A 24,111-nucleotide genomic window follows, 5' to 3' on the forward strand; every position below is an offset into this window, starting at 1 on the left:
GTGTTGGCTCGATCCTATAGAGGCACAGTGGGAGCGATCACAACATGACGTTCTTTACCCCGCCTTCCTATCCCGCTTGCGCCAAGGCCAGGGGTAGAACGGCTCCCACACCGGCTTGGCGCAAGGCCAAGGCCGAAACTGTCATGGTCCAGCGGCTGTCGATAAGGTCGTCCACCAGCAGCACTGGCTGGCCTCCGGTACCAGCCAGGGCCTGGGCAAGGTCCGGGCCCACAACAAGCCGGTCCCAGACGCCGGCAAGCCTGTAGGCGCTGTTGCCTCCTCGGGCTCCGGTGGGCCCACCGTGTTGGGGCTGCAGCTGGCCCAGGTAGGGCATCCGCCCGATGCTGGCTATTCCCTGTGCCAGGGACTCCACCAGCTGCGGCTTACTCCTGGACGGGATGCTGACCACGGCTGCGGGTCGACCCACTCCGCTCCAAGGAGTTCCGCCTTCAGCTCCTGACCACTCACGAAGCACCTGGACACAGGCTTGCAGCATGGCCGGATCCACGGCGCGGTCCGGGGAACCAGCAGCGAACAATTCTCGCAGCGCCCCACCCCAGCCCAGGTCCGTCAGCCTGGCCAGGACCCGGCCTTCTGAGACGCTTTGGTCAGGTTTGATCTTGCCCTTGACGGCCACCCCCAGCCGATCCATGCCGCTGGGCCATTGGAGTCGCGGCTCCACGGCGATACCGGCGCGTCGTAGGGTCTGGCCAGCGGCATCGGCTGCCGAGGCTGCCACGTCCACGGGGAACCATCGGCCGGCACAATTGTCGCAGCGACCACACGCTGCTGCGGTCTCGTCGTCGAGGACGGACGTGATGTACTCCATGCGGCATCCAGCCGTGTCCTGGTAGATCACCATGGAGTCCTGCTCGTCCACCCGCGCCTCTGCGATGCGTGCGTACCGCTCGGCGTCGTAATGCCAGGGGCTCCCGGTTGCTCTCCAGCCGCCGCCAACGCGTTCAACTGCCCCGTCCACGGCAAGGACCTTAAGGAGGAGTTCCAAGGGCGTGCGGCGGAGGTCCACGCGGGCCTCCAGAGCGACGGTGGACAAAGCTGAGCCTGCTTCCCCGAGGGCACCAAGCACGGCATCGGCCTTTTCAGCGGACGGCATGGAAGCCGTTGCAAAATACTGCCAGATCTCGCGGTCCTCTGAGCCTGGAAGCAGCAGCACGTCTGCATTGGCCGCTCCACGGCCTGCGCGGCCAACCTGTTGGTAATAGGCAACGGGCGATGATGGTGCACCAAGGTGGATGACAAAACCCAGGTCCGGCTTGTCGAATCCCATGCCCAGCGCTGATGTGGCCACGAGCGCCTTCACCTGGTTGTCCTTAAGCAGTTGTTCTGCGCGCTCCCGGTCTGCAGGGTCCGTCCGGCCTGTATAGGACAAGACGTTGTGCCCGGCCTCAGCGAGGAGCCTGGCTGTGTCCTCCGCAGCTGAAACGGTGAGCGTGTAAATGATGCCGCTGCCGGGCATGTCCTTTAGATGGGTCAGCAGCCATCCCAGGCGGTCCCTGGAATCAGGCAAGGACAGGACGCCCAGGCGCAGGGACTCCCGCCCCAGGGCCCCACGGATGGTCAGTACTCCGGCACCGAGCTGTTCCTCGATGTCGTGGACCACCCGGGAGTTGGCCGTAGCCGTGGTGGCCAGCACCGGAACCGACTCCGGCAATTGGGCAATGAGGTCGGCGATGCGCCGGTAGTCGGGCCGGAAGTCGTGACCCCAGTCCGAAATACAGTGGGCCTCGTCAATAACCAGGAGGCCGGTACGGCGAATGAGCTCCGGAAGCTGGTTTTCCCGGAAAGATGGGTTGGTAAGGCGCTCCGGTGAAACCAGAAGGACATCAACTTCGTCGGCGGCCAGCTGCGCCAGGACGGTATCCCATTCGAGGGCGTTTGCAGAGTTGATGGCCACGGCACGCACTCCTGCCCTGGCGGCTGCAGCCACCTGGTCCCGCATGAGTGCCAGCAGCGGGGAAACAATCAGCGTTGGTCCCGCGCCCCGGCGCCGTAGAAGCAGGGATGCCACGAAGTAGACGGCGGACTTCCCCCAACCTGTCCTCTGGACCACCAGTGCCCTGCGGCCGGCATCGACCAGCGCTTCAATAGCTTCGTACTGGCCGTCGTGGAACCGGGCTTCCGGGTGTCCCACCAACTCCCGCAGGCACGCCAGGGCCTGCTGTTCGGTAGGTGATTGCACGGAAACGGCAGCATTCGGGGAGTTGTTGGCCATGAACCCAGTATTCCAGCCACCCCCGACGCCCATCACCCGCGGACCTGGCTATGTGGATAGTGATTATCCACATAGCCCCCCCGCCCGGTTCATGCCCCATTGCGTAGCCACAGTAGGATTGAGCGCGTGACTAGCGAGCAGAACAAGACATTCGACCTCTCGGCATCCTTCAAGGCGTACGACGTCCGGGGAATCGTGGGTGAATCCATCACGGCTGAAATTGTCGAGGCCGTAGGCGCTGCGTTCATCGACGTCCTGGGCCTTGAAGGCGGCACCGTTCTGGTGGGCGGCGACATGCGCCCTTCGTCCCCTGAGTTCAGCCAGGCTTTTGCCAACGGGGCAGCCACCCGGGGCGCCAACGTCCGGTTGCTGGACCTGATCTCCACCGACGAGCTCTACTACGCCTGCGGGGCCCTGAACGCAGCCGGAGCCACGTTCACAGCCAGTCACAACCCAGCCGAATACAACGGCATCAAGATGGCCAAGGCCGGCGCGCAGCCCATCTCATCGGAATCGGGCCTGAAGGAAATCCAGGCCCTGGCCGAGGAATACCTCAACACCGGCATCATTCCCGCAGCCGAAACCCGCGGAGAGATCAGTGTCCATGACGTCCTAAAGGACTACTCCGAGTACCTGCGCCAGCTCGTGGACCTCTCCGGCTCGCGTCCCCTGAAGATCGTGGTGGACGCAGGCAATGGCATGGCCGGCCTGACCACCCCCGCAGTTCTCGGCGATAAATTGCTCCCTGCCCTGCCTTTCGAGATCGTGCCGCTCTATTTCGAACTCGACGGCTCGTTCCCGAACCACCCCGCCAATCCCCTCGAACCGGAAAACCTCCGCGACCTGCAGGCCGCCGTGGTCAAGCACGGTGCCGACATCGGCTTGGCATTCGATGGTGACGCTGACCGCTGCTTCGTGATCGACGAGAAGGGCGAGCCCGTCTCCCCGTCCGCCATCACCGGCATGGTGGCCAGGCGTGAAATCGCCCGTGCCCGGGCAGCAGGCGAGGAAACCCCCGTGATCATCCACAACCTGCTCACCTCCAAGGCCGTACCGGAACTGGTGGCCAAGGACGGCGGCCGTGCCGTACGCACCCGTGTGGGCCACTCCTTCATCAAGGCTGTCATGGCGGAGGAAGGCGCTGTCTTCGGCGGCGAGCACTCCGCACACTTCTACTTCCGGGACTTCTGGAACGCTGACACAGGCATGCTCGCAGCCATGCACGTCCTCGCTGCCCTCGGCGAGCAGGACGGCCCGCTCTCCGATCTCGGCCGCCAATACGAGCCCTACGTTTCATCCGGAGAAATCAACTCCGAGATCGAAGACAAGGCCGGGGCCGTGGAGCGGGTCCGCGTGGACTTCGAAAGCGAAGACATCGACATCGACCACATGGACGGCTCCACGTTCACTGCAAAGGACGGCAGCTGGTGGTTCAACCTGCGGCCTTCCAACACTGAACCGTTCCTGCGCCTGAATGCCGAAGCCAAGGACCAGCCCACCATGGAGAAGATCCGCGACCGCGTCCTGGCTCTGGTTCGGGCCTGAGGCCAAGCCATGACCGACCAGTCCACTGGCGAGACGTTGCCGGAAGAATCCGACCAGGACCGCGAGCTCCGGGAGACACTGGGCACGGCGCTGGGGACCGCGCAGGAGCACATCCAGCAGAACGGTGGTTTCTTTCCGTTCGGCGTGACGCTCTCGAACGATGGTGAGTTCCGGATCGTCATGATCGCACCTGGCGAGCCGGACGAAAATGGTGACGTCGATGCCGGGCAGATGCTGACCGATATCCACCACCTCCTGCGCCAAGGCCGCGACGATTTCAAAGCGGTGGCCCTTGTCAGTGACGTCATGTTGCCGGACCATGGTTCGGACGGCATCCATGGTGCCGCCGAACACAGGAATGGCGAAGTCCGGGCAGCAATCATCCCGTACTCCCCCACCGCGGAGGGTTTTGCCTTCCGTCCTATGGAGCCCGATACCCACGAGCCATCCATCTGGGTGGACTAGACCCTACTCACATGAGCTGATCCCATGAAAATCAACGCGTTCGCAGACGTTAGCCTCCGCGCCATCATGGTGTTGGCCGCGGCCCCCGAAGGCATGTTGTTGACCACACAGGCCGTGGCCGACGCCGTGGGGACGCCGTACAACCACGTCAGCAAAGCCATGGTCCGGCTCCGTGCTTTAGGTTTCATTGACGTCGAGCGTGGCCGGCTTGGTGGTTCGCGGCTCAGCGAACACGGCCGGCGGGCCACCGTCGGCGAGGTCCTGCGCCGCTTGGACAGCCGGCAGGATCCAGCCGAGTGCCAATCCCCCACCAAGAATTGCCCGCTCATCAACGAGTGCGAACTGCGCCGAGCCATGACCCGGGCCAAGGAGGCCTTTTACCGCGAGCTCGACTCCGTGGTCATTTCCACCCTTCCGCACGCGCGCCAAATGAACCCGGTGTTCCAATCAATCGGGCTCCGTCCGGAGTTCAGGACACCCGCCCCACTGACCTAACCGCCGCGCGGAACGATACCGTTCCTAACCTGCGCAAAGAACGACGGCGGCCCGTCACCTTTCCAACGAAAGGTGACGGGCCGTCGTCGTTCACTTAAGAACGCCGTTGTTCCTAAGAGGTCTAGCCCAGACGGGACTTGAGCCCATCCAGCTCGGACTGGAGTGCCGCCGGGAGCGATTCGCCGAAGTTGGCGAACCATTCCTCGATGGACGCCAGCTCGGTTGCCCATTCTTCAGGATCGACGCGCACGGCTGCCTCGACCTCTGCCGGGGTCATGTCCAGCCCTTCGAGGTCGATGGATTCGCCGGTCGGTACGAAACCGATCGGAGTCTCCACAGCGTCGGCCTTGCCTTCGAGGCGCTCGATGGCCCACTTCAGCACGCGGGCGTTGTCACCAAAGCCCGGCCAGGCGAAGCCACCCTCAGCCGTGCGACGGAACCAGTTGACCAGGAAGATCTTGGGCAGTCGCTCCGGGTTGGCCTTCGCGGACAGGTTGACCCAGTGGTTCAGGTAGTCGCCCGCGTCGTATCCGATGAACGGCAGCATGGCCATGGGGTCGCGGCGGACAACGCCAACGGCACCGGCTGCAGCAGCCGTGGTTTCCGAGGACAGCGTGGATCCCATGAAGATACCGTTGGACCAGTTGCGGGCCTCGGTAACCAGCGGAATGGTGGTCTTGCGGCGGCCACCGAACAGGATGGCGGAGAGCTCAACGCCTTCGGGGCTGAAGTACTCTTCGGCCAGCATGTCGATCTGGTCGATCGGCGTGCAGAAGCGGGAGTTCGGATGCGCGGCGGGGGCGTCGGAGTCCGGTGTCCAGGACTCGCCGCGCCAGTCGGTCAGGTGCGCCGGAGTCTCCTCCGTCATACCCTCCCACCAGACGCCACCGTCATCAGTCAGTGCGACGTTGGTGAAGATGCTGTTGCCCTTGGCGATGGCACGCATGGCGTTGGGGTTGGTGCCCCAGCCGGTGCCGGGAGCGACGCCGAACAGGCCGGCTTCGGGGTTGACGGCGCGGAGCTCGCCTTCCTTGCCGAAGCGCATCCAGGTGATGTCGTCACCCAGGGTCTCCACCTTCCAGCCCTTGATGGTGGGGTCGAGCAACGCAAGGTTGGTCTTGCCGCACGCGGACGGGAAGGCAGCAGAGATGTAGTAGGTCTTCTGCTCCGGGGAGGTCAGCTTGAGGATCAGCATGTGTTCGGCCAGCCAACCCTCGTCGCGGGCCATCACCGAGGCGATGCGCAGCGCGTAGCACTTCTTGCCGAGGAGGGCGTTTCCGCCGTAACCGGATCCGAAGGACCAGATGGAGCGCTCTTCGGGGAAGTGGACAATCCACTTGTCCGGGTTGCAGGGCCAGGCGACGTCGGCCTGGCCGGCTTCCAGCGGGGCACCGAGTGAGTGCAGGGCCGGGACGAAGAAGGCATCGGTTTCGGTGATGCGGTCCAAGACGTCCGTGCCAATGCGGGCCATGATGCGCATGGAGGCAACAACGTAGGCGGAGTCGGTGATCTCGACGCCAAACTTGGGGTCTTCAGCATCCAGGTGGCCCATGACGAACGGAATGACGTACATGGTGCGGCCGCGCATGGAGCCGGCGAACAGACCGCGCAGCTTCTGCTTCATCTCGGCCGGGGCCATCCAGTTGTTGGTGAAGCCTGCGTCGCGCTCGTTTTCGGAGCAGATGAAGGTCTGCTCTTCCACACGTGCAACGTCAGCCGGGTCAGAGAATGCCGCGAAGGAATTCGGGAACGTCTCCGGGTTCAGCCGCTTGAGCGTGCCGGCCTCGACAAGCTCGTCGGTGAGTTTCTTGTTTTCTGCTTCGCTGCCATCGACCCAGTGGATGCGGTCCGGCTGGGTCAGCTCGGCAACTTCCTCAACCCAAGCCAGCAGGCGTGCATGCGTAGTAGGTGCCTTCTCAAGCAGCGGCAGTCGCGCCAGATCGCCCATTGTGGTTCCCTTCCTCGGGTTCAGTGGTGTGTCCTAAACGATAGGGGCCGCGGACCAGACCAATGGGCTGTCAGACATCGGACAACTGTGGGACCGAAAAGTAAAAACGCCTAGAAATCAGGGGCAATGGCTCGCCAGAGGCAGATTTAAGTGACTAAGGTCACGTAGACCGGTCTAGTTGCGCAGATTACAGCTTTTCGATTTGGAACTTCACATGAACTTCTGTAAAGTTTATTGAGGTTCGAGGGGGTCAGAGAAACAGACCGCCGAGAATCACACGAAATGCGCCCATAGCTCAGCTGGATAGAGCGTCTGTCTACGGAACAGAAGGTCAGGGGTTCGAATCCCTTTGGGCGCACAAATAAAGACCCGCACCGGCTCGCCGGTGCGGGTCTTTTGTTTTGCTCAGCATTAGTTCGCACAGCGCGCGGTGACCCGCGCGCAGAACGGAACGGGCCGCCGTCGTACTTCAGGTGAAAGTACGACGGCGGCCCGTCACGTTGCGAGTGTAGGGTCAGTCGCCCACGGCCTCGCCGATACGGCGGCGGATTCCGTCGAAGTGCCGGTTGAGCAGCTCGGAGGCTGAGGCCTTGTCCCCGGCGGCAACGGCGGCGTAGATGTTGCGGTGCATGGCGGCGGTCTTCATGAGGTCCTCGTTGCCCGGACCGATTTCGACGTGGATCTTCCGGTAGACCTTCCAGAAAACACCCATCAGGTTGATCAGGAGCTCGTTGTTGAGCGGCTCGAAGAGCCTGCGGTGGAATTCAGCATCGGCGGCCACGAAGTTTTCGCCGGCAGCGGCGAGATCCTCCATCTGCTTCACCGCTTCCTCAATGGAGGCAAGCTGTTCGGGTGTCATGACGTCCATCGAAGAGCCGATCAAGCCCGACTCCAACGCCTGGCGCACATCGACGAGCTGCAACGCCTCAAGCCCCTGGTGCCGCAGCGACAACCGGCCCCTGAAGGTGAGGCCGTCGGCGAGGGCGTCAAAATTGCTCGGGGCCACGAACATGCCGAAGCCATGCCGGATCTCGATGACACCCAGGGCTTGCAGGACCTTGAGGGATTCGCGCAGCGTATTGCGCCCGACGCCGAGAGCCACTGACAGCTCGCTCTCTGTCGGCAATGGATCGCCCGCCTCCAGCTCGCGCTCGAGGATCAATTCCATAATGTCCGACTGCAAGGCACGAAGCCGGGCCTGTGCACTGAACCGCGCCTGCGGAACTACACCGGAAGTTGTCATGGCTTTCTCCTTGCCGCTGCATCACCCGGGAAGCCTGGGCGATGCGGTGTTAATATTGAGGCGAGCTTAGCGCCCACCGCAGAATGAGTGACTCGCAACATACAATATCGGATGTCCCACCTCCCTGATAAGTATGTTCAGGGATTTCGCTGGGATTTACCCTTAGGACCGGCCGCAGCCGGAAAACCGCCGGGCGCGCGGACGAGGCCATGCCGCCCACTCTCACTTGACGTTCTCTTGTGACCGCCCTTACAGTTTCCATACGAGCATCGGACGTCCTACATCCGATAACCCACGAAACGCGATTGGTGAGGCACCCTATGAGCAAGACGATCAACAGCCTGCCGCTGGTCAATGACGCCAGCCGCCGGAACTTCCTGAAGCTAAGCGGCGCAGTTGGTGCAGCAGCCGCCTTCACGGCAACACTTTCTGCGTGCGGCGGCGCTGCCAGCACGACCACCGGCACCAGCACCAACACGGCCGCCGTCAACAAGGACCTCACCATCGAGGCAGGCATTTCCTACGCGCTCTCCACGGGTTTCGACCCGCTGAGCTCTTCGGGTGCGACGCCGATGGCTGCCAACCTGCATATCTTCGAAGGCCTCATCGAGCTGCACCCGGCCACACGCGAGCCCTACAACGCCCTGGCCGCAGCGGACCCCAAGAAGATCAACGACACCACCTATCAGGTGACCATCCGCGATGGCGCAAAGTTCCACGACGGCTCCCCCGTCACCACCGAGGACGTCGCTTTCTCCTTCACCCGCGTGATGGACCCGGCGAACAAGTCGCTGTTCTCGCAGTTCATCCCCTTCATCCAGGACGTCAAGCCTGTTGATGCCAAGACGGTGGAGTTCACCCTTAAGTACGCCTTCCCCGGCTTCGGACCCCGGATCTCCGTGGTCAAGATCGTCCCCAAGGCACTCGCTACCGACCTGAAGGCGTTCGACGCCAAGCCAGTCGGCTCCGGACCGTACAAACTCATCTCCGCAGTCAAGGACGACAAGATCGTCTTCGAGGCATTCGCCGACTACAACGGCCCCAAGCCTGCACTGGCCAAGGGCATGACCTGGCTGCTGCTCTCCGATGCCGCTGCCCGCGTCACCGCAGTCCAGTCCGGCCGCGTCCAGGCCATCGAAGACGTTCCCTACCTGGACGTCGATGGGCTGAAGTCCAAGGTGAAGGTCGAATCCGTCCAGTCCTTCGGCCTGCTGTTCCTCATGTTCAACTGCGCCAAGGCACCGTTCGACAACAAGCTGGTCCGCCAGGCACTGCACTACGGCCTGGACAAGGAAGCCATCATCAAGAAGGCACTGTTCGGCAACGCCAAAGCCGCTACCTCCTACTTCCAGGAAGGCCACCCGGACTACGTCAAGGCCAAGAACGTTTATGGCTTCGACACGTCCAAGGCCGAGGAACTCCTGAAGCGGGCCGGCGTCACCACCCTCGAATTCGAACTCCTCACCACAGACACCGCCTGGGTTAAGGACGTTGCGCCACTGATCCTCGAGTCCTGGAACAAGATTCCCGGTGTGAAGGTCACGGTCAAGAGCCTCCAGTCGGGCGCCTTGTACAGCGACCGTGTTGGCAAGGGCGACTACAGTGTGGTCGCTGCCCCCCGGCGATCCCTCCGTCTTCGGCAACGATGCAGACCTCCTGCTGAGCTGGTTCTACTCGGGTGCCACCTGGATGGACAAGCGCGCTTTCTGGACCACCCCGGAGCGCACCAAACTGCAGGGCCTCATGGACAAGGGCTCGCAGGCCTCGGGCGATGAAGCCAAGAAGATCGTCGGCGAAATCGTGGACATGGTCTCCGAAGAGGTCCCCCTGTACCCGGTCTTCCACCGCCAGCTTCCCAGCGCCTGGGACGAAAAGAAGCTCAACGGCTTCCAGCCCCTTCCCACCACCGGCCTGTCGTTCGTCGGCGTCGGACGCACTGCCTAAGCAATCCTTCGCGTTGTGAGGCCTGCTCTGCAGGGTTGAACCCCCGAAAACCCTGCAGAGCGGGCCCCACAACCAGATCAACCGGAGAACAAATTGGTCACGATATTGCGTCTGCTTGGCCGCAGGCTTGCAGCATTGCCATTGATGATCCTGGGCATCACGTTGCTCGTCTTCCTCGTCCTGCAGGCCGCTCCCGGCGACCAAGCCAGTTCAGCCCTCGGCGACGGCGCCAGCGAAGAAGCCAAGCAGCAATACCGCCAGGACAATGGCCTGAACGACCCCTTGGTCCTGCAGTACTTCCGATTCCTCGGCAAGCTCCTGCAGTTCGACCTCGGCACCACCACCCCACCGGCAAAGTCGGTGGCGTCCATGATCGGCTCGGCCTTCCCGCTGACCCTGCAACTGACTTTCCTTGGCGTCCTCATCGCGATCGTCCTCTCCCTGGCCTTTGGCATCATGGGCGCCCTGTACCGCGACAAGTGGCAGGACCAGTTGGTCCGCGTCTTCTCAATCGCCGCAATTGCCACGCCGTCGTTTTGGCTGGGCATCCTGCTGATCCAGTGGTTCGCCCTGGGTGAGAACCCGATGTTCCCCTCGGGTGGAATTGCGACGCCGGAGTCCGGCTTTGGCGGTTGGCTCAACTCGATGGCCCTCCCGGCCCTGGCGCTCGGCATCCCTGTCTCGGCGTCGCTGATCCGGGTGGTCCGTACCTCGATGGTTGAAGAACTGGACCGCGACTACGTCCGGACCGCCATCGGCAACGGTGTGCCCTACCGCGAAGTCGTCTCCAAGAATGTCCTCCGCAACGCGCTCGTCACCCCGGTCACCGTGCTGGGACTCCGCGTCGGATACCTGCTGGGTGGCGCCGTCGTGATTGAAATGATTTTCGCCCTGCCCGGCATGGGCCAACTGATCCTCAACGGCATCACCAACCTGGACGTCAACCTGGTCCAGGGCGTGGTGCTCACCATCTCGGTCACCTTTGTTCTGGTGAACATCGTGGTGGACCTTCTCTACCTGCTCATCAACCCCCGAATCAGGACGGTATAGCTCATGCGCAGCAAGCTCGCAGAACGGCTAAGTGCCCCGGGCATTCGTTTCAAGGCCCTGCCCTGGGGCTCCCGTATCGCCCTGCTTTTCCTTGTGCTGATTGTGCTGGCGGCCATCTTCGCGCCCGTCATCGCCCCGCATGATCCGCTGGAAACATTCATTCCCGCCACGCCTCCGGGCGCCGAGCACTTCTTCGGCACCGACCGCCTGGGCCGGGACATTTTCTCCCGCCTGCTTTTCGGCGCACAGTCGTCGCTGATGATCGGCCTCGGCGCCGTGGGCCTGGCCATTCTGGCCGGCGCGCTTTTGGGCTCCTTTGCCGCCACGTCCAGCAAGTCCATCAATGAAATCATCATGCGGCTCATGGACATCCTCATGGCGTTCCCGGGCATCGCCCTGGCCGCTGTGCTGCTGGCAGCGTTCGGCAACTCGGTGCCCACCATCATCATCGCGATCGCCATCATCTACACCCCGCAACTTGCCCGGGTGGTCCGCGCCAACGTGCTGGCCCAGTATGGCGAGGACTACGTCCGTGCCGAGCGGGTCATCGGAGCCGGCCGCTTCTACATCCTGGTCAAGCACATTGTCCGCAACACTGCCGCTCCCGTGCTGGTGTTCGCCACGGTCATGGTTGCCGACGCCATCATCCTCGAAGCCTCGCTGTCCTTCCTGGGCGCAGGCGTCCAGGATCCCGCACCGTCATGGGGCAACGTGATCTCCTACGGCCGCAACCTGGTCCTGTCCGGCGGCTGGTGGGCCACTACGTTCGCCGGCCTCACCATCCTTTTGACCGTTCTTTCCTTGAACATCCTGGCCGAGGGCCTCACCGATGCCATGGTGAACCCGAAGCTTCGCCGCGCCCCGGTGGTGAAGGACGACGACGGTTCGGCTGCAGTTGTTGCCGTGGACACCGCAGTTGGTACGTCCGTTGCCCAGCCTTCAGTGGTTGAGGAACACGAGCTCGACGGCGTACTGGCGGGTTCCAGCGTCGGCGCCACTTCAGAGGTGGGCGCCTCAGCCGTCCTCACCGATGTGAAGCTCGCCGCCGCCAACCCGCACCTCCTCCTGGACCGCGAACTGGAACTCCTGGCAGCAATCGAAGCGAAGCGCACCGACCGCCTCCCGCAGGTACCGGCAGGCTCACGCAACGTGCTGGAAGTAAAGAACCTGTCCATCCGGTTCCCAGGCCGCTTCGGCGACATCGCGATCGTAGACAACGTGTCCTTCACTGTCCGCGAGGGCGAAACGATGGGCCTTGTGGGCGAGTCCGGTTGCGGCAAGTCCATCACCTCGCTGGCCGTCATGGGCCTGCTCCCCAAAACCGCGGAGGTCACGGGCTCCATCAAGTTCGATGGCAAGGAACTCTTGGATTCCAGCACCAAGCACAGCGATCCCAAGGCCTACGTTGGCCTGCGCGGTGAGCAGATCGCCATGGTCTACCAGGACGCCCTCAGTTCGCTGAACCCGTCCATGAAGATCAAGGACCAGATGGAGCAGCTCACCAAGCGAGGTGGCCGCAAGACACCCGCGGAACTGCTGGAGATGGTGAAGCTGGACCCGGTCCGGACACTTGCCAGCTATCCGCATGAGCTCTCCGGCGGCCAGCGACAACGTGTGCTGATTGCCATGGCGTTGTCCCGTTCCCCCAAGATCGTGGTGGCCGACGAGCCGACTACCGCCCTGGACGTCACTGTCCAGAAGCAAGTTGTGGATCTGCTGAACGAGCTGCGGGAACAACTCGGGTTTGCCATGGTGTTCGTCAGCCACGACCTCGCGTTGGTGGCCTCCCTGGCCCACCGCATCACTGTGATGTACGCCGGCCAGGTGGTGGAATCCGCGCAGGCTTCCGAGCTTCTGCGGAACCCCAAGCACGAGTACACCCGTGGCCTGCTGGGTGCCGTCCTGTCCATTGAAGCGGACGCCGCCAGGCTCCACCAGATCCCCGGCACGGTCCCGTCACCCCGCGACTTTGCCACGGGAGATCGCTTTGCCGCCCGGTCGCTGCGCCCCGACGCCGATCCCCACCAAAAGCTGGTGCTCACTTCGGTGGCCTCGGCCAATGGCGATGACGATGCCGACCACTACTGGGCAAGCCACCTGAAGGAGGACGCACGATGAGTGAATCAACCGGCAAACCGGTCATCGAGCTCAAGGACGTCAAGGTCTACCACCACGCACGGACCGGTGGTCTGTTCCGCCCTAACATCGTCAAAGCGGTAGACGGCGTCGACTTCACCATCAGCCGCGGCGAAACCGTCGGCATCGTCGGTGAGTCCGGCTGCGGCAAGTCCACGCTTGCTTCGGTGCTCGTGGGACTGCAGCCGCCGACGTCGGGCAAGGTTTTGTTCCACGGACAGCCGGCCATCAAGCGGAACGCAGCCATGCGCAAGGCGTTTGGCCGCTCCGTTTCCGTGGTCTTCCAGGACCCGGCCACGGCGCTGAACCCGCGCATGACCATCCAGGACATCCTCACCGATCCACTGCAGATCCATGGCATCGGCAACGCTTCCTCCCGTGCCGCCAAGGTCAAGGAACTGTTGGCGCTGGTTGGCTTGCCGCAATCGGCAGCCGAAGTAACGCCGTCGCAGGTTTCCGGTGGCCAGCGCCAGCGCGTGGCGATTGCCCGCGCGTTGGCCCTGGACCCGGACATCATCGTGGCGGACGAACCGACGTCGGCACTGGACGTTTCGGTCCGCGCGCAGGTCCTGAACCTGCTCTCCGACCTGAAGACCCAGCTGAACCTGGGAATGGTGTTTATTTCCCACGACATCCAGACTGTCCGCTACGTTTCGGACCGGATCTGCGTCATGTACTTCGGCAAGATCGTCGAGCAAGGCTCCGCTGCGCAAGTCTTCGACAACCCGAGCAACGACTACACCAAGAAGCTGCTGGGCGCCGCGCCGAGCCTTCTTCACATCTAGTTTTTCCCTTCACAAGTTACAAACAACGGAGATTTCTGTGTCCACTCAATTCCAGGGCGTCATCCCCCCGGTCATCACCCCCCGCCACGCCGACGGCAGCATCGACACCGCGTCGCTGAAGAACGTCACCAAGCACCTGATCGACGGCGGTGTGTCCGGCCTTTTCGTCCTGGGCTCCTCCGGCGAAGTCCCCTACCTGACCAACGACGAGCGTGAGCTGGTGGTCTCCACCATCGCCGACGCCAACGCCGGTGCGGTCCCGCTGATCGTGGGCGCCAACGAGCAGACCACCACCCGCGTGATCGAGGAAGCCCGCAAGGTGGTTGACCTTGGTGCCGACGCGATCGTGGTGACCTCCATGTACTACGCAATCGGCAACGCAGCGGAGACGGAGACCCACTTCCGCGACATCCACGCCGCCATCGAGAAGCCGATCTTTGCCTACGACGTTCCCGTCCGCACCCACTTCAAGCTGCCCACGGACCTCTTGGTTCGTCTGGGACGCGACGGTGTGATTGCCGGCGTCAAGGACTCCTCCGGCGACGACGTCTCCTTCCGACAGCTGCTCCTGGCTGCCAAGGACATCCCTAACTTCGACATCTTCACCGGCCACGAAGTAGTGGTGGATGGCGCCCTCCTTGGCGGCGCGCAGGGTGTTGTCCCGGGGCTCGGCAACGTGGATCCGGCCGGCTACCGCCGCCTGTTTGATGCTGCGCAGGCCGGCGACTGGGCTACAGCGGCACGCGAGCAGGACCGCCTGGCCGACGTCTTCGAGATCGTCTACACCCCCAACGGACGCGTCTCCGGAGGCGCAGCCGGCCTGGGTGCGTTCAAGACCGCGCTGCAGGTGATGGGCGTGATCGAGTCCAACACCATGAGCTCGCCCATGCTCAGCCTGAACGATTCCGAGACCGCTGCGATCCGGGAAATCCTGGAACGCAACGGGCTGGTCTAACCTTCATGACCCACGTGATCGGCGTTGACCTCGGCGGCACCAAGACCGCCGCCGGGGTTGTCTCCCCCTCTGGCGAAGTTTTAATGACGGAGACCATTCCGACGTTGAACCGGGACGGTGGCGAAGCGATCCTGGACGCCACCGCTGCGCTGATCGCGGGCTTGGCGGAGCGCGCTGCCGACGCCGGACATCAAGTGTCCGGTGTCGGCGTCGGCTCCGCCGGGGTCATTGACGCTACGTCCGGGATGGTGGTGTCCGCGACCGACGCAATTTCGGGCTGGGCGGGCACTGCGCTGGTTTCCGGACTTTCTTCACGCCTCGGCCTTGCTGTTCGGGCCGTCAACGATGTCCACGCGCACGCCCTGGGCGAGGCATGGCTGGGAGCCTCGGCAGGTTCGGCCAGCTCACTGATGGTCGCGTTCGGCACAGGGGTTGGCGGCAGTTTTGTGCTGGGTGGCTCCCCGGTCCTGGGGCACCGTTTTGTTGGCGGGCATGTGGGTCATTTCGCTTCACCTTTCGCGGTTTCCGACGGCGTTCCGTTGCCTTGTGTTTGTGGTTCGGCCGGTCACGTTGAGGCGATAGCTTCCGGGCCTGCGATCCATGAGGCGTATCTGCGCGGTGGCGGCTCTGCTGTGTCAGCGACCGACACGCGCGGCGTGTTCGCGCTGGCCGCTGCTGAAGATCACGACGGCGGTGCCTCCTTTGGGGCCAGCCGCGCCGCCGCTGTGCGCGCCATCCACGTCGGTGCCCGCGCAGCCGGCCAGGCCGTGGGCGGCCTCATTAACATCCTGGACCCAGAAACAGTGGTGATCTCCGGAGGACTGGCCGATGCCGGCGAACTCTGGTGGAAACCCATGGAAGCTGCCCTACGCCAGGAACTCTTGGCCCCCTTGGCTGCAGTCCCCGTGCTCAGGGCGTCCCTGGGCAACTCCGCTGCCATTATTGGCGCCGCAAAACTCGTCCTTCTTTAAAGGGAGACATCATGATCCTCACCCCTAAAAACCTTGAAGCCCTCCGCTCTCAGCTGATCGTCTCCTGCCAGGCCTACCCGGGTGAGCCCATGCGTGATCCCCGGACAACGGGCCAGGTGGCGGCATCCGCTGTGATCGGCGGGGCTGCGGCGATCCGCGTCCAAGGGTTGGCCGATGTGCAGTTCACACGCGCCGCCGTCGAGGTCCCTGTCATCGGACTGTGGAAGGACGGGCACGACGGCGTCTTCGTCACCCCCACACTCCGGCACGCCCTTGCAGTGGCGAACGCAGGGGCGCACGTTGTGGCGATCGATGGAACACGCCGGACCCGTCCGGATGGGCTGTCCCTTTCCGCCACGATCAGTGGTATCCACGCAGAGTCGCATGCTCTGGTCATGGCCGATTGTGGCTCGTTCGATGACGCCGTTGCCGCCGTCGAAGCCGGGGCGGACCTGATCGGCACCACGTTGTCCGGCTACACCGGCGAGCGCGCCAAGACGGATGGGCCGGATCTGGAGCTTCTTGAGAAGATTGCGGCCGCCGATCTGGGCAAACCCCTGATCGCCGAAGGCCGTATCCATACTCCCGCCCATGCCCGCCAGGCCCTCGACGCCGGCGCGTTCGCCGTGGTTGTTGGCACGGCAATCACCCACCCGGCCAGCATCACGGGCTGGTTCAAGGGCGCGATGCACGCCTAGCCCGTGTTGCGAGGCCCGCTTTGCACCCTAAAACCCCCACACACCCCGCAGAGCGGGCCCCACAACGCACCACCCACACATGCGAGGCCCACTCTGCGCCCCAAAACCCACACCAACCCCGCACACCAGGCCCCACAACGCACCACCCACACTTGCGAGGCCCACTCTGCGCCCCAAAACCCACACCAACCCCGCACACCAGGCCCCACAACGCACCACCCACACATGCGAGGCCCACTCTGCGCCCCAAAACCCCCACACACCCAGCACACCAGGCCCCACAACGCAGGGCTCCCGGCGTAGGCTTTCCCCATGACTGCCGAGAGCTCCCGCGAGTACGACGTAATAGTGATCGGCGCAGGCGCCGTGGGGGAAAACGTGGCGGACCGGGTGGTCCGGGGCGGCCTGTCGGCGGTGATCGTGGAGAACGAGTTGGTGGGCGGCGAGTGTTCCTACTGGGCGTGCATTCCTTCGAAGGCGCTCCTTCGCCCGGGGAGTGTGCTGCACGCGGCCCAGGTCATCCCGGGCGCGTCCGAGGCCATCACCGGGGTGGTGGACGCGAAGGCCGCACTGAAGCATCGCGACTGGTTCACCAACAACTGGGAAGACGGCAGCCAGGTCGAATGGCTGGACAGCGCCGGCATCGACCTCATCCGTGGCCGCGGCCGGATCACGGGGGCCCGCGAGGTCCAGGTGGACGGCCTGGACGGAAACAGCTACGCACTGAAGGCGCATCATGCCGTAGTGGTGGCAACGGGTTCCACACCCACCATCCCGGGGATCGCGGGCTTGGAAGACGTACCCTTTTGGACGACGCGCGGCGCCACGGCAGCCAAGGAGATCCCCAAACGCCTCGTGGTCCTGGGCGGTGGAGTGGCTGGCGTTGAAATGGCGCAGGCGTTCGCGCGGCTTGGATCCGATGTGGCGGTTGTCGCCCGCGGACGCCTCCTGAGCAGCTATCCGGAGGAAGCGGCCAACCTTGTCCTGGCGGGCCTCCGCGCCGACGGTATCGATGTCCGCCTCCACACTGACGTGGACAAGGTGGAAAAGAACGACGACGGCTCGGTAACAGTCACGCTCGACGGCGCAACGCTCCAAGCCGATCAACTCCTGGTCGCTTCAGGAAGGCACCCGTCCTTGGCCAACCTTGGCCTGGACAGTGTGGGCATCGAAGCGCCTGACGGCAAACCCCTCAAGCTCACCACGGACGCCAGCGGGCTCGTCGACGGTCCTGCCAGCGATGGCACCAGTGGGCTGTGGCTCTACGCGGCCGGGGATGCCGCGGGCAAGGTGCTCCTGACCCACCAGGGCAAGTACGAGGCCCGCGCCACGGGGGACGCCATTGTCGCCCGGGCCAACGGCAAGCTCAAGGGCACTCCGCAGCCGTGGAGTCCATGGGCCCACACTGCCAACGACCACGCTGTACCAAGTGTCGTGTTCACTGATCCCGAAGTTGCTTCCGTGGGACTGAGCCTGGAGCAGGCCCTTCTGCAGGGAAAGAACGTCACGGGCGTCGAGTTGCCCATCAACGTATCCGGTTCCCAGTTGCATTCCCCCGACTACAAGGGGTGGGCGCAGATGGTGGTGGACGAGGACCGGAAGGTGATCCTCGGTGCAACGTTTGCCGGTCCGGGCGTGGCTGAACTGCTCCACTCCGCCACCATCGCGATCGTGGGCGAAGTTCCCTTGGACAGGCTGTGGCATGCGGTTCCGTCTTACCCGACCATCAGCGAGATCTGGTTGCGCCTGCTGGAAAAGTACGGACTTTAGAATCTATTTGAACTGACCAGTCAGTTCAGTTAGACTTTTCGCAGACACCATTTCTGCGAAAGGCTTCATTGTGCTGTCCGTACAGCAACTCCAGATCAACGGCCGCCGGGGCGATCTCCTTCCGGCAACGTCCCTCACCGTGAGCCGCGGGGAACTCCTGCTGGTGGCCGGCGAAGGCCAAGACCAGCGGACAGCTTTGGCATTGGCCCTTAGCGGCCGCATGAAGCCCAGCAATGGCGTCCTCAGCTGGGACAACAACACCAAGACCAAGAAGATCCGCCTCGCGAGCGCCCTGGTTGACTCCCCCGGCGTCAACGAGCCGGAGCAGCATCTCAGCGTCCGGGACCTCGTCACCGAGGACCTCTCACTCATCCCGCGCCGCTACCGTGGAGCGCTGCTGAGCAAGCCCTGGCTGAAGGTCAACAGCTTTGAAGACATCGCCGACCTGTGGATCGAACAGCTGCCTGCGGGACGGCGCCTGGAACTCCTGTCCGCGCTCGCCCTGGCTGACCCTGCCACCGACCTCCTGGTGGTGGACTCCCCCGACCGGCACAGCGCCGATCCGTCAACGTGGTTGCCTCGCCTGCAGGCCCTGGCGTCCGACGCCGGGCGGCCGCTTGCGGTGGTAGCCGTGGTCGGTGCCCTGCCGGACAACTGGACCGGAGCCGCAGCGGTGATCGGCAACTCAGTTTCGCACCCGCCCGAACCGGAATCGGAACCCGCCCCCTTGGCGCCCGAGCCGGCTGCCGCCGTCGAGCCCCAGCACGCCGTCGAGCCCCAGCCCAGCGCAGAGCCCCAGCCGCACGCAAAGCACGCCGGCGACGCGGCACCCGAAGCGGCCGAACCCGCCGCCAAGGCGGCCGAACCCCTCGACGAACCCGAAACCCAAAACCTCCAAAGGACTGCAAAGTGACTGTTCTGCGGCTCGCCCGCTCCGAACTCAAGCGCATGACCGGCGGGCTCCTGCCCAAGCTGACCATCCTCGCCCTGACCATGGTTCCGTTGTTGTACGGTGCCGTGTACCTTTACGCGAACTGGGATCCGTACGGCAACCTGAACCAGATCGACGCCGCCCTGGTGGTCGAGGACACCGGTGCCACCACCAAGGACGGCAGCGAACTGCAGGCGGGCAAGAAGGTGGCGGACAGCCTGGTGGAAGGCCATGTCTTCAACTGGAAGCAGGTCGCCAGCGCCGAGGATGCGGACGCCGGCGTCAAGACCGGCGAATACGCCTTCGCGCTGCGGATCCCCAAGGACTTCTCCGCAAACCTGGCATCCCCGGGCAGCTTCGACGCCGCCAACCAGGCCATGCTGCACGTGACCACCAATGACGCCAACAACTACCTGTTGAGCACTATTGTGGACAAACTCACCACCGCTGTGCACTCCACGGTCGCCAAAGAGGTGGGCGAAGAGACAGCCAACCAGCTCCTCACCGGTTTCGGCACCATCCACGCTTCAATCGTCAAAGCAGCGGACGGCGCAGGACAACTCGCCGATGGTGTCGGTAAGCTCAGCGACGGCGCCGCGACCCTCCATGACGGCACCACGCAACTGGTTGCCGGCGCCGACCAGCTGGTCGCCGGCCAAACGAAACTGCGCGACGGCGCGGTACAGCTCAACGGAGGCGCCAGCCAGCTGAGTTCCGGCCTGACAGAGCTCAAGAACAAGACCTCCACGCTGCCTGCAGACTCCCAGAAGCTGGCTGACGGCGCGGCACAGGTCGCCGCCGGAAACGCCCAGTTGAACGCGAAAGTCCAGGACGTCGTGGGTCAGCTCGAAGCCGCGGACAAGGGTCTGCGCACCAGGGTTGTGGAGTCCAACACCCGGCTGGTGACGTCCGGTGTGCTCACACAGGAGCAGGCTGACAAGGTCCTGGCCGACTTCGATGCCGCTGCTGCATCCAACCCGGTCCAGGACGCCAAGGCGAAGATCTCCGGCGACGCCGCAAAGATCCAGCAACTCTCCGACGGCTCGGCCGCGGTGAGCGCCGGAGCCTCAAAGCTTGCAGCCGCCACCCCCACGCTCACGGACGCCATCTCCAAGGCAGCCGCCGGCGCCGGCCAGCTCCAAACCGGCGCGTCCACCCTCGCCGCCGGCCAACAGTCGGCGCTCGATGGGGCGGTAAAGCTCGACGACGGCGCCCACCAACTGGACGACGGCGCCGGGCAACTCGCGAGCGGAGCAGTGACCGCCTCCGATGGCTCGCACACCCTGGCCTCCGAACTAGCGAAGGGCGCGGGAGACATCCCCAACCCGAACGACGAGCAAAAGAGCAGCGTCTCCAAGGTGATCGCTGATCCCGTCGCAGTGGAGAACGTCTCGCAGGCCAAAGCCAACTCCTATGGCGCCGGCCTTGCACCGTTCTTCCTGACTCTTGCCCTGTGGATCGGCGTGTTCATGCTGGTCCAGGCCATGCGGCCCATCACCCAGCGCGCCCTTGCCTCGAACGCACCTTCCTGGAAGATCGCCGTGGGCGGCTGGTTGCCGTTCTTCGTGGTCTCCGTTTTCCAGGCCACGATCCTCACACTCGTAGTGAACCTGGGCCTGGGTCTCAACGCCTCGCACCCGATCGGCATGTGGCTGTTCATGCTGGCAGCCGTCATGGCGTTCACCGCGATCATCCAAGGCATTGTGGCCCTCCTCGGGACGCCCGGCAAGTTCGTGGTGCTGATCCTCCTGGTCCTCCAGCTCGTTTCCTCCGGCGGCACCTTCCCTTGGCAGACCACGCCGATGCCGTTGCATGTGGTCCACGAGATCATGCCCATGGGCTACGTTGTCACGGGTATGCGGCACCTGATCTACGGCGGTGAGCTCAGCATGATCTGGCCTACCGTACTGGGCCTGCTTGGGTACACTTTGCTGGGAGCGGCGCTGTCCACCCTCGCCGTCCGCAAGCACAAGATGTGGACCCTTAAGACCCTGAAGCCGGAGATCGCAGTATGAGCACCAGTGAGCCGCTCTCTTCGGATTCCGCGGTGGGCGGGAGCAAGAAGCTTCGGCCCGAACGAACCAACGCCACTAAGCAACGGTTGTTCGAGGCCTCCATGGAGCTGATCGGCGAACGCGGCGCTGCCGGAGTGACAGTTGACGAAATCGCCGCCGCCGCCGGGGTTTCCAAAGGATCCGTCTACTACAACTTCGGCAGCAAGTCCGACCTCATCGCCCAACTGCTGCGGCATGGCGTGGACATCATGCTGGTCCGGCTCCAGGACGTCCAAGGCCAGAGCAGCGACCCGCTCGAATCCATGAAGAACATGGTGGGTCAGGCGATGGACTTCATGGACGACTACCCCTCGTTCGCCCGCCTGTGGGTCAGCGAAAACTGGCGCACGCCGGGCGAATGGAGCGCGGTGTTCACGGAACTCCGCGCCGAACTCCTCGCAGTCATCGGCTCGGCGGTGGAACGGGTGGCAGAGGGCTACAGAGTGGACGAGTCGATCGCCCGCGGGAGCCTGGAAGCAGCCATCTTCGGTGCGATCTTCGTCGTGGGGCTCGACCAGCAGACCTACAACCCGGAACGAACCCGCGACCAAAGCGTCGCGGCTGTGATGACCATCATGCACGGGTACGTCATCAAGTAAGACGGTATCCAACTGCAATCTACGACGGCGTGGCGTGGCTACTTGGTCGGCGATGATTAACCTCATGCGTCACATGGGGAACAGCGGAAAGCTAGCGGTTATTGCCGCCTTCGTATCCCTCGGGCTGTTGGTTCTCGCCGCCGTCGTCCTCGAGGAACTGGTTCTATACCTCTTCCTTGGCGCCGTGCTGGTTTGTTATCTGGCCTGCATAGTCCAGCTCTTCAACCGACGCAGGTACCTGGTGGTTCTCCTCGGCGCAGCCGGCACCAGCCTGTTCATCGGATTCAGCATCGCCTTCCTTCGGATGTGGGGCCTGGCGTTCAACCAGGACACCAACGCCATGGGAAGCGCCGTCAGCACCGAAGACTCGGACATCTACTTCTACCTTGCCGCCGTGGCCGGTGTTGGCACCTTGGCGGTGATGTTCCTCGGAGCCGTGGTGCCGTCCTTCGGATCGCGGGCACCTGCTCCCGCCAAGCGGCCGGCAGCCGGAGCCAAGCGAAATCCCGCTCCACGCAAGCCCGCGGCGCGCCCGGCTGCGACTGTTGCTCGTCCTGGTACGCCTGCTAAACGCCCGGCCACGTCGGCTGCACGAGGCGCCGGAACCGCCAACCCCACTGCCGCCAAGCGTCCCATGGCACCCCGGACCCCTGCAGCGGCAGCCAAGCGACCGGCGTCGAGCTCTTCTTCCCAACGCAGGCCGGCACCCAAACGCTGAGCCCTGCGTTGTGAGGCCCGCTCTACGCGCCTACGCGAGAGCTAAGCACGCAAAGCAGGCCCCACAACCGAACCACGCCACGTTGCGGGGCCCGCTCTACGCCTCCACACACGAGCTAAACACGCAAAGCGGGCCCCACAACGGGCGGGTCAGGAGTCGAAACCCAACCCCACGGCGTCGAGCGCTTTGAGGATCAGGTTCCGTTTGCCCTGGTTGTGGTCCGCCCTGTCCATGGACCAGCGGGTCAGGTTGATACCCAAGGAAGCCAACGGTTCTGGCGGGAAGGGCAAGGGCCGTTTCCTGACCATTTCCACACGCGTGCGTTCAGTGTCCAGGCCAGCCAACAGGTCCAGGAGCACATCGGCCGCGAACGCCGTTGCACCAACTCCGAGCCCTGTGAAGCCGGCCGCGTAAGCCACCCTGTTCCTGCGCGCGGTGCCGAAGAAGGCGCAGAACTGCGTGCTCGAATCGATGGGTCCGGCCCACTTGTGCGTGAACTTCAGGCCTTCGAGTTGGGGGAACGTAGTGAAGAAGTGGGAGGCGATCTTCTCCCACGTGGCGGGCTGGTGCTCGTGCCGCTGGTCCACGCGCCGACCCCAGAAGTAGAGGGCATCGTAGCCACCGAAAAGGATCCTGTGGTCCTTGGTGATCCGGTAGTAGTGGAATTGGTTGGCGACGTCCCCAATGCCCTGGCGCTTGGTCCAGCCGACGGATGCCAGCTGTTCGGCGCTGAGGGGCTCGGTCATGAGCGCATAGTCGTACACGGGCACGGTCATCAGCTGGTTGCGCTTGAGCAACGACGGAAACACGTTGGTGCCCAGGACCACCTGACCGGCTTCGACGTTGCCGCGCTCCGTGACAATCGTGACGCCACGATCGTGGTCATTGAGCTCCCTGACGCGGGTACCCTCATGGATCCGGACGCCCAGCTCCGAGACCACCCTGGCCAGCTCGAGGCCCAGTTTGTACGGGTGGACCATGGCCACGGAATCCTTGTGCCAGCGGCCCGCCAAGTACGTGGGTGAATTGACCTCGGCCCGGATGGCGTCCTGGTCCAGGAAGACGCTCCCGGGACTGTCGTCCTCGCGGAGCCAGGCAACCTGGTGCGGTTCAACGGCCACGTTGAGTTCGCCCGTGCGCTCCCACTCGCAGTCCATGGCGTATTTCTCCACGGCCTCCTGCATGCGGTCCAGGTTCTCCATGCCCAGCCGGTCCAGGGTGTCCAACTCGTGCGGCCACCGGTTCCTGCCGTTCTCATGGCCGTGGGTGAGGCTGGCCTCGCAGAAGCCTCCGTTGCGGCCCGACGCCGCCCAGGCCACCCGTTCGGCTTCGAGCAGGATCACAGTTCGCTCGGGGTCCCGTTCTTTGGCTCGCAGGGCTGTCCACAGCCCGGTGTAACCGCCGCCGACAATCACCAGGTCGGCGGCAGCATCGCCGTCGAGCTGTGGGTACTGCGTTGCTTGGTCCTGCATGTCGTCGATCCAAAAGGGCCGGTGGGCGGCACCTTGAAGCGCATTGGCTACGACGTCTGCCTGCGGGACGTTCCGTTCGAAAACGGTGGTATTCACGGG

General features: G+C 64.0%; 18 protein-coding genes, 1 tRNA gene and 1 pseudogene. 16 read left to right on the forward strand and 4 right to left on the reverse strand.

What is annotated here, in order from left to right; translation table 11 throughout:
* Window positions 1-67: 67 nt before the first annotated feature.
* Entirely contained in the window at window positions 68-2,233 is a 2,166-nt protein-coding gene (locus ACNQOP_RS03125; protein ID WP_416403295.1) for a RecQ family ATP-dependent DNA helicase, read from the reverse strand.
* 126 nt (window positions 2,234-2,359) lie between these two features.
* Here ACNQOP_RS03125 and ACNQOP_RS03130 point away from each other — a divergent pair, with 126 nt between their 5' ends.
* The 3 genes from ACNQOP_RS03130 to ACNQOP_RS03140 are packed head-to-tail and all read left to right on the forward strand — an operon-like array spanning window position 2,360 to window position 4,738.
* On the forward strand, window positions 2,360-3,778 hold the full coding sequence (locus ACNQOP_RS03130) for a phosphomannomutase/phosphoglucomutase (RefSeq protein ID WP_416403296.1): 1,419 nt from the start codon (window positions 2,360-2,362) through the stop codon (window positions 3,776-3,778).
* Between the two features lie 9 nt (window positions 3,779-3,787).
* The gene (locus tag ACNQOP_RS03135; protein WP_416403297.1) at window positions 3,788-4,243 is read left to right on the forward strand and encodes a hypothetical protein; all 456 of its coding nucleotides are present in this window, start codon (window positions 3,788-3,790) and stop codon (window positions 4,241-4,243) included.
* A gap of 24 nt (window positions 4,244-4,267) precedes the next feature.
* Window positions 4,268-4,738: an RrF2 family transcriptional regulator gene (locus tag ACNQOP_RS03140; protein ID WP_416403298.1), complete on the forward strand. Its 471-nt coding sequence runs from the start codon at window positions 4,268-4,270 to the stop codon at window positions 4,736-4,738.
* Window positions 4,739-4,859: 121 nt separating this feature from the next.
* On the opposite strand, the gene ACNQOP_RS03145 is transcribed toward ACNQOP_RS03140, so the two are convergent.
* Window positions 4,860-6,686, reverse strand: a complete 1,827-nt coding sequence (locus ACNQOP_RS03145) for a phosphoenolpyruvate carboxykinase (GTP) (protein WP_257370383.1) — start codon at window positions 6,684-6,686, stop codon at window positions 4,860-4,862.
* Window positions 6,687-6,970: 284 nt separating this feature from the next.
* Between ACNQOP_RS03145 and ACNQOP_RS03150 the strand changes: the two genes are divergently transcribed.
* Window positions 6,971-7,044: transfer RNA gene (locus tag ACNQOP_RS03150), tRNA-Arg, on the forward strand.
* 156 nt (window positions 7,045-7,200) lie between these two features.
* Here the strand turns inward: ACNQOP_RS03150 and ACNQOP_RS03155 are convergent.
* Entirely contained in the window at window positions 7,201-7,929 is a 729-nt protein-coding gene (locus ACNQOP_RS03155; protein WP_235520029.1) for a FadR/GntR family transcriptional regulator, read from the reverse strand.
* 320 nt (window positions 7,930-8,249) lie between these two features.
* Between ACNQOP_RS03155 and ACNQOP_RS03160 the strand changes: the two are divergent.
* From ACNQOP_RS03160 to ACNQOP_RS03215, 12 genes and pseudogenes are all read left to right on the forward strand, one after another.
* Window positions 8,250-9,873 (forward strand): annotated as a pseudogene (locus ACNQOP_RS03160) (ABC transporter substrate-binding protein).
* A 93-nt stretch (window positions 9,874-9,966) separates the two neighbouring features.
* Window positions 9,967-10,923, forward strand: a complete 957-nt coding sequence (locus ACNQOP_RS03165) for an ABC transporter permease (RefSeq protein ID WP_286158880.1) — start codon at window positions 9,967-9,969, stop codon at window positions 10,921-10,923.
* Window positions 10,924-10,926: 3 nt separating this feature from the next.
* On the forward strand, window positions 10,927-13,041 hold the full coding sequence (locus ACNQOP_RS03170; protein ID WP_416403299.1) for a dipeptide/oligopeptide/nickel ABC transporter permease/ATP-binding protein: 2,115 nt from the start codon (window positions 10,927-10,929) through the stop codon (window positions 13,039-13,041).
* On the forward strand, window positions 13,038-13,844 hold the full coding sequence (locus ACNQOP_RS03175; RefSeq protein ID WP_416403300.1) for an ATP-binding cassette domain-containing protein: 807 nt from the start codon (window positions 13,038-13,040) through the stop codon (window positions 13,842-13,844). Before ACNQOP_RS03170 ends, ACNQOP_RS03175 begins: the two co-directional genes overlap by 4 nt.
* A gap of 37 nt (window positions 13,845-13,881) precedes the next feature.
* Window positions 13,882-14,799: a dihydrodipicolinate synthase family protein gene (locus ACNQOP_RS03180; protein ID WP_416403301.1), complete on the forward strand. Its 918-nt coding sequence runs from the start codon at window positions 13,882-13,884 to the stop codon at window positions 14,797-14,799.
* A gap of 5 nt (window positions 14,800-14,804) precedes the next feature.
* A complete protein-coding gene (locus tag ACNQOP_RS03185; RefSeq protein WP_416403302.1) occupies window positions 14,805-15,770 on the forward strand; it encodes an ROK family protein in 966 nt (321 codons plus the stop codon).
* An 11-nt stretch (window positions 15,771-15,781) separates the two neighbouring features.
* Window positions 15,782-16,468, forward strand: coding sequence for an N-acetylmannosamine-6-phosphate 2-epimerase (locus ACNQOP_RS03190; RefSeq protein ID WP_416403303.1), 687 nt, complete (start codon window positions 15,782-15,784; stop codon window positions 16,466-16,468).
* A 312-nt stretch (window positions 16,469-16,780) separates the two neighbouring features.
* Window positions 16,781-18,238: a dihydrolipoyl dehydrogenase family protein gene (locus ACNQOP_RS03195; RefSeq protein ID WP_416403304.1), complete on the forward strand. Its 1,458-nt coding sequence runs from the start codon at window positions 16,781-16,783 to the stop codon at window positions 18,236-18,238.
* Between the two features lie 70 nt (window positions 18,239-18,308).
* A complete protein-coding gene (locus ACNQOP_RS03200; protein ID WP_416403305.1) occupies window positions 18,309-19,151 on the forward strand; it encodes an ABC transporter ATP-binding protein in 843 nt (280 codons plus the stop codon).
* On the forward strand, window positions 19,148-21,184 hold the full coding sequence (locus tag ACNQOP_RS03205; RefSeq protein ID WP_416403306.1) for a YhgE/Pip family protein: 2,037 nt from the start codon (window positions 19,148-19,150) through the stop codon (window positions 21,182-21,184). Before ACNQOP_RS03200 ends, ACNQOP_RS03205 begins: the two co-directional genes overlap by 4 nt.
* Window positions 21,181-21,822: a TetR/AcrR family transcriptional regulator gene (locus ACNQOP_RS03210; RefSeq protein ID WP_257370393.1), complete on the forward strand. Its 642-nt coding sequence runs from the start codon at window positions 21,181-21,183 to the stop codon at window positions 21,820-21,822. Before ACNQOP_RS03205 ends, ACNQOP_RS03210 begins: the two co-directional genes overlap by 4 nt.
* A gap of 73 nt (window positions 21,823-21,895) precedes the next feature.
* On the forward strand, window positions 21,896-22,540 hold the full coding sequence (locus tag ACNQOP_RS03215) for a hypothetical protein (RefSeq protein WP_416403307.1): 645 nt from the start codon (window positions 21,896-21,898) through the stop codon (window positions 22,538-22,540).
* Window positions 22,541-22,689: 149 nt separating this feature from the next.
* Here ACNQOP_RS03215 and ACNQOP_RS03220 read toward each other — a convergent pair whose 3' ends face one another.
* Window positions 22,690-24,108, reverse strand: a complete 1,419-nt coding sequence (locus ACNQOP_RS03220; RefSeq protein WP_416403308.1) for an NAD(P)/FAD-dependent oxidoreductase — start codon at window positions 24,106-24,108, stop codon at window positions 22,690-22,692.
* Between the last annotated feature and the right edge of the window lie 3 nt (window positions 24,109-24,111).

It is taken from the genome of Arthrobacter sp. LFS091 (assembly GCF_047977885.1).
Classification (GTDB): Bacteria; Actinomycetota; Actinomycetes; order Actinomycetales; family Micrococcaceae; genus Arthrobacter.

Excerpts from the sequence above, each read along its gene's own strand:
- ACNQOP_RS03185 (WP_416403302.1), top strand. The coding sequence starts at position 14,805 with ATGACCCACGTGATCGGCGTTGACCTCGGCGGCACCAAGACCGCCGCC.
- ACNQOP_RS03145 (WP_257370383.1), bottom strand. The coding sequence starts at position 6,686 with ATGGGCGATCTGGCGCGACTGCCGCTGCTTGAGAAGGCACCTACTACG.
- ACNQOP_RS03190 (WP_416403303.1), top strand. The coding sequence starts at position 15,782 with ATGATCCTCACCCCTAAAAACCTTGAAGCCCTCCGCTCTCAGCTGATC.
- ACNQOP_RS03175 (WP_416403300.1), top strand. The coding sequence starts at position 13,038 with ATGAGTGAATCAACCGGCAAACCGGTCATCGAGCTCAAGGACGTCAAG.
- ACNQOP_RS03125 (WP_416403295.1), bottom strand. The coding sequence starts at position 2,233 with ATGGCCAACAACTCCCCGAATGCTGCCGTTTCCGTGCAATCACCTACC.
- ACNQOP_RS03215 (WP_416403307.1), top strand. The coding sequence starts at position 21,896 with ATGGGGAACAGCGGAAAGCTAGCGGTTATTGCCGCCTTCGTATCCCTC.
- ACNQOP_RS03135 (WP_416403297.1), top strand. The coding sequence starts at position 3,788 with ATGACCGACCAGTCCACTGGCGAGACGTTGCCGGAAGAATCCGACCAG.
- ACNQOP_RS03140 (WP_416403298.1), top strand. The coding sequence starts at position 4,268 with ATGAAAATCAACGCGTTCGCAGACGTTAGCCTCCGCGCCATCATGGTG.
- ACNQOP_RS03210 (WP_257370393.1), top strand. The coding sequence starts at position 21,181 with ATGAGCACCAGTGAGCCGCTCTCTTCGGATTCCGCGGTGGGCGGGAGC.
- ACNQOP_RS03155 (WP_235520029.1), bottom strand. The coding sequence starts at position 7,929 with ATGACAACTTCCGGTGTAGTTCCGCAGGCGCGGTTCAGTGCACAGGCC.
- ACNQOP_RS03170 (WP_416403299.1), top strand. The coding sequence starts at position 10,927 with ATGCGCAGCAAGCTCGCAGAACGGCTAAGTGCCCCGGGCATTCGTTTC.
- ACNQOP_RS03195 (WP_416403304.1), top strand. The coding sequence starts at position 16,781 with ATGACTGCCGAGAGCTCCCGCGAGTACGACGTAATAGTGATCGGCGCA.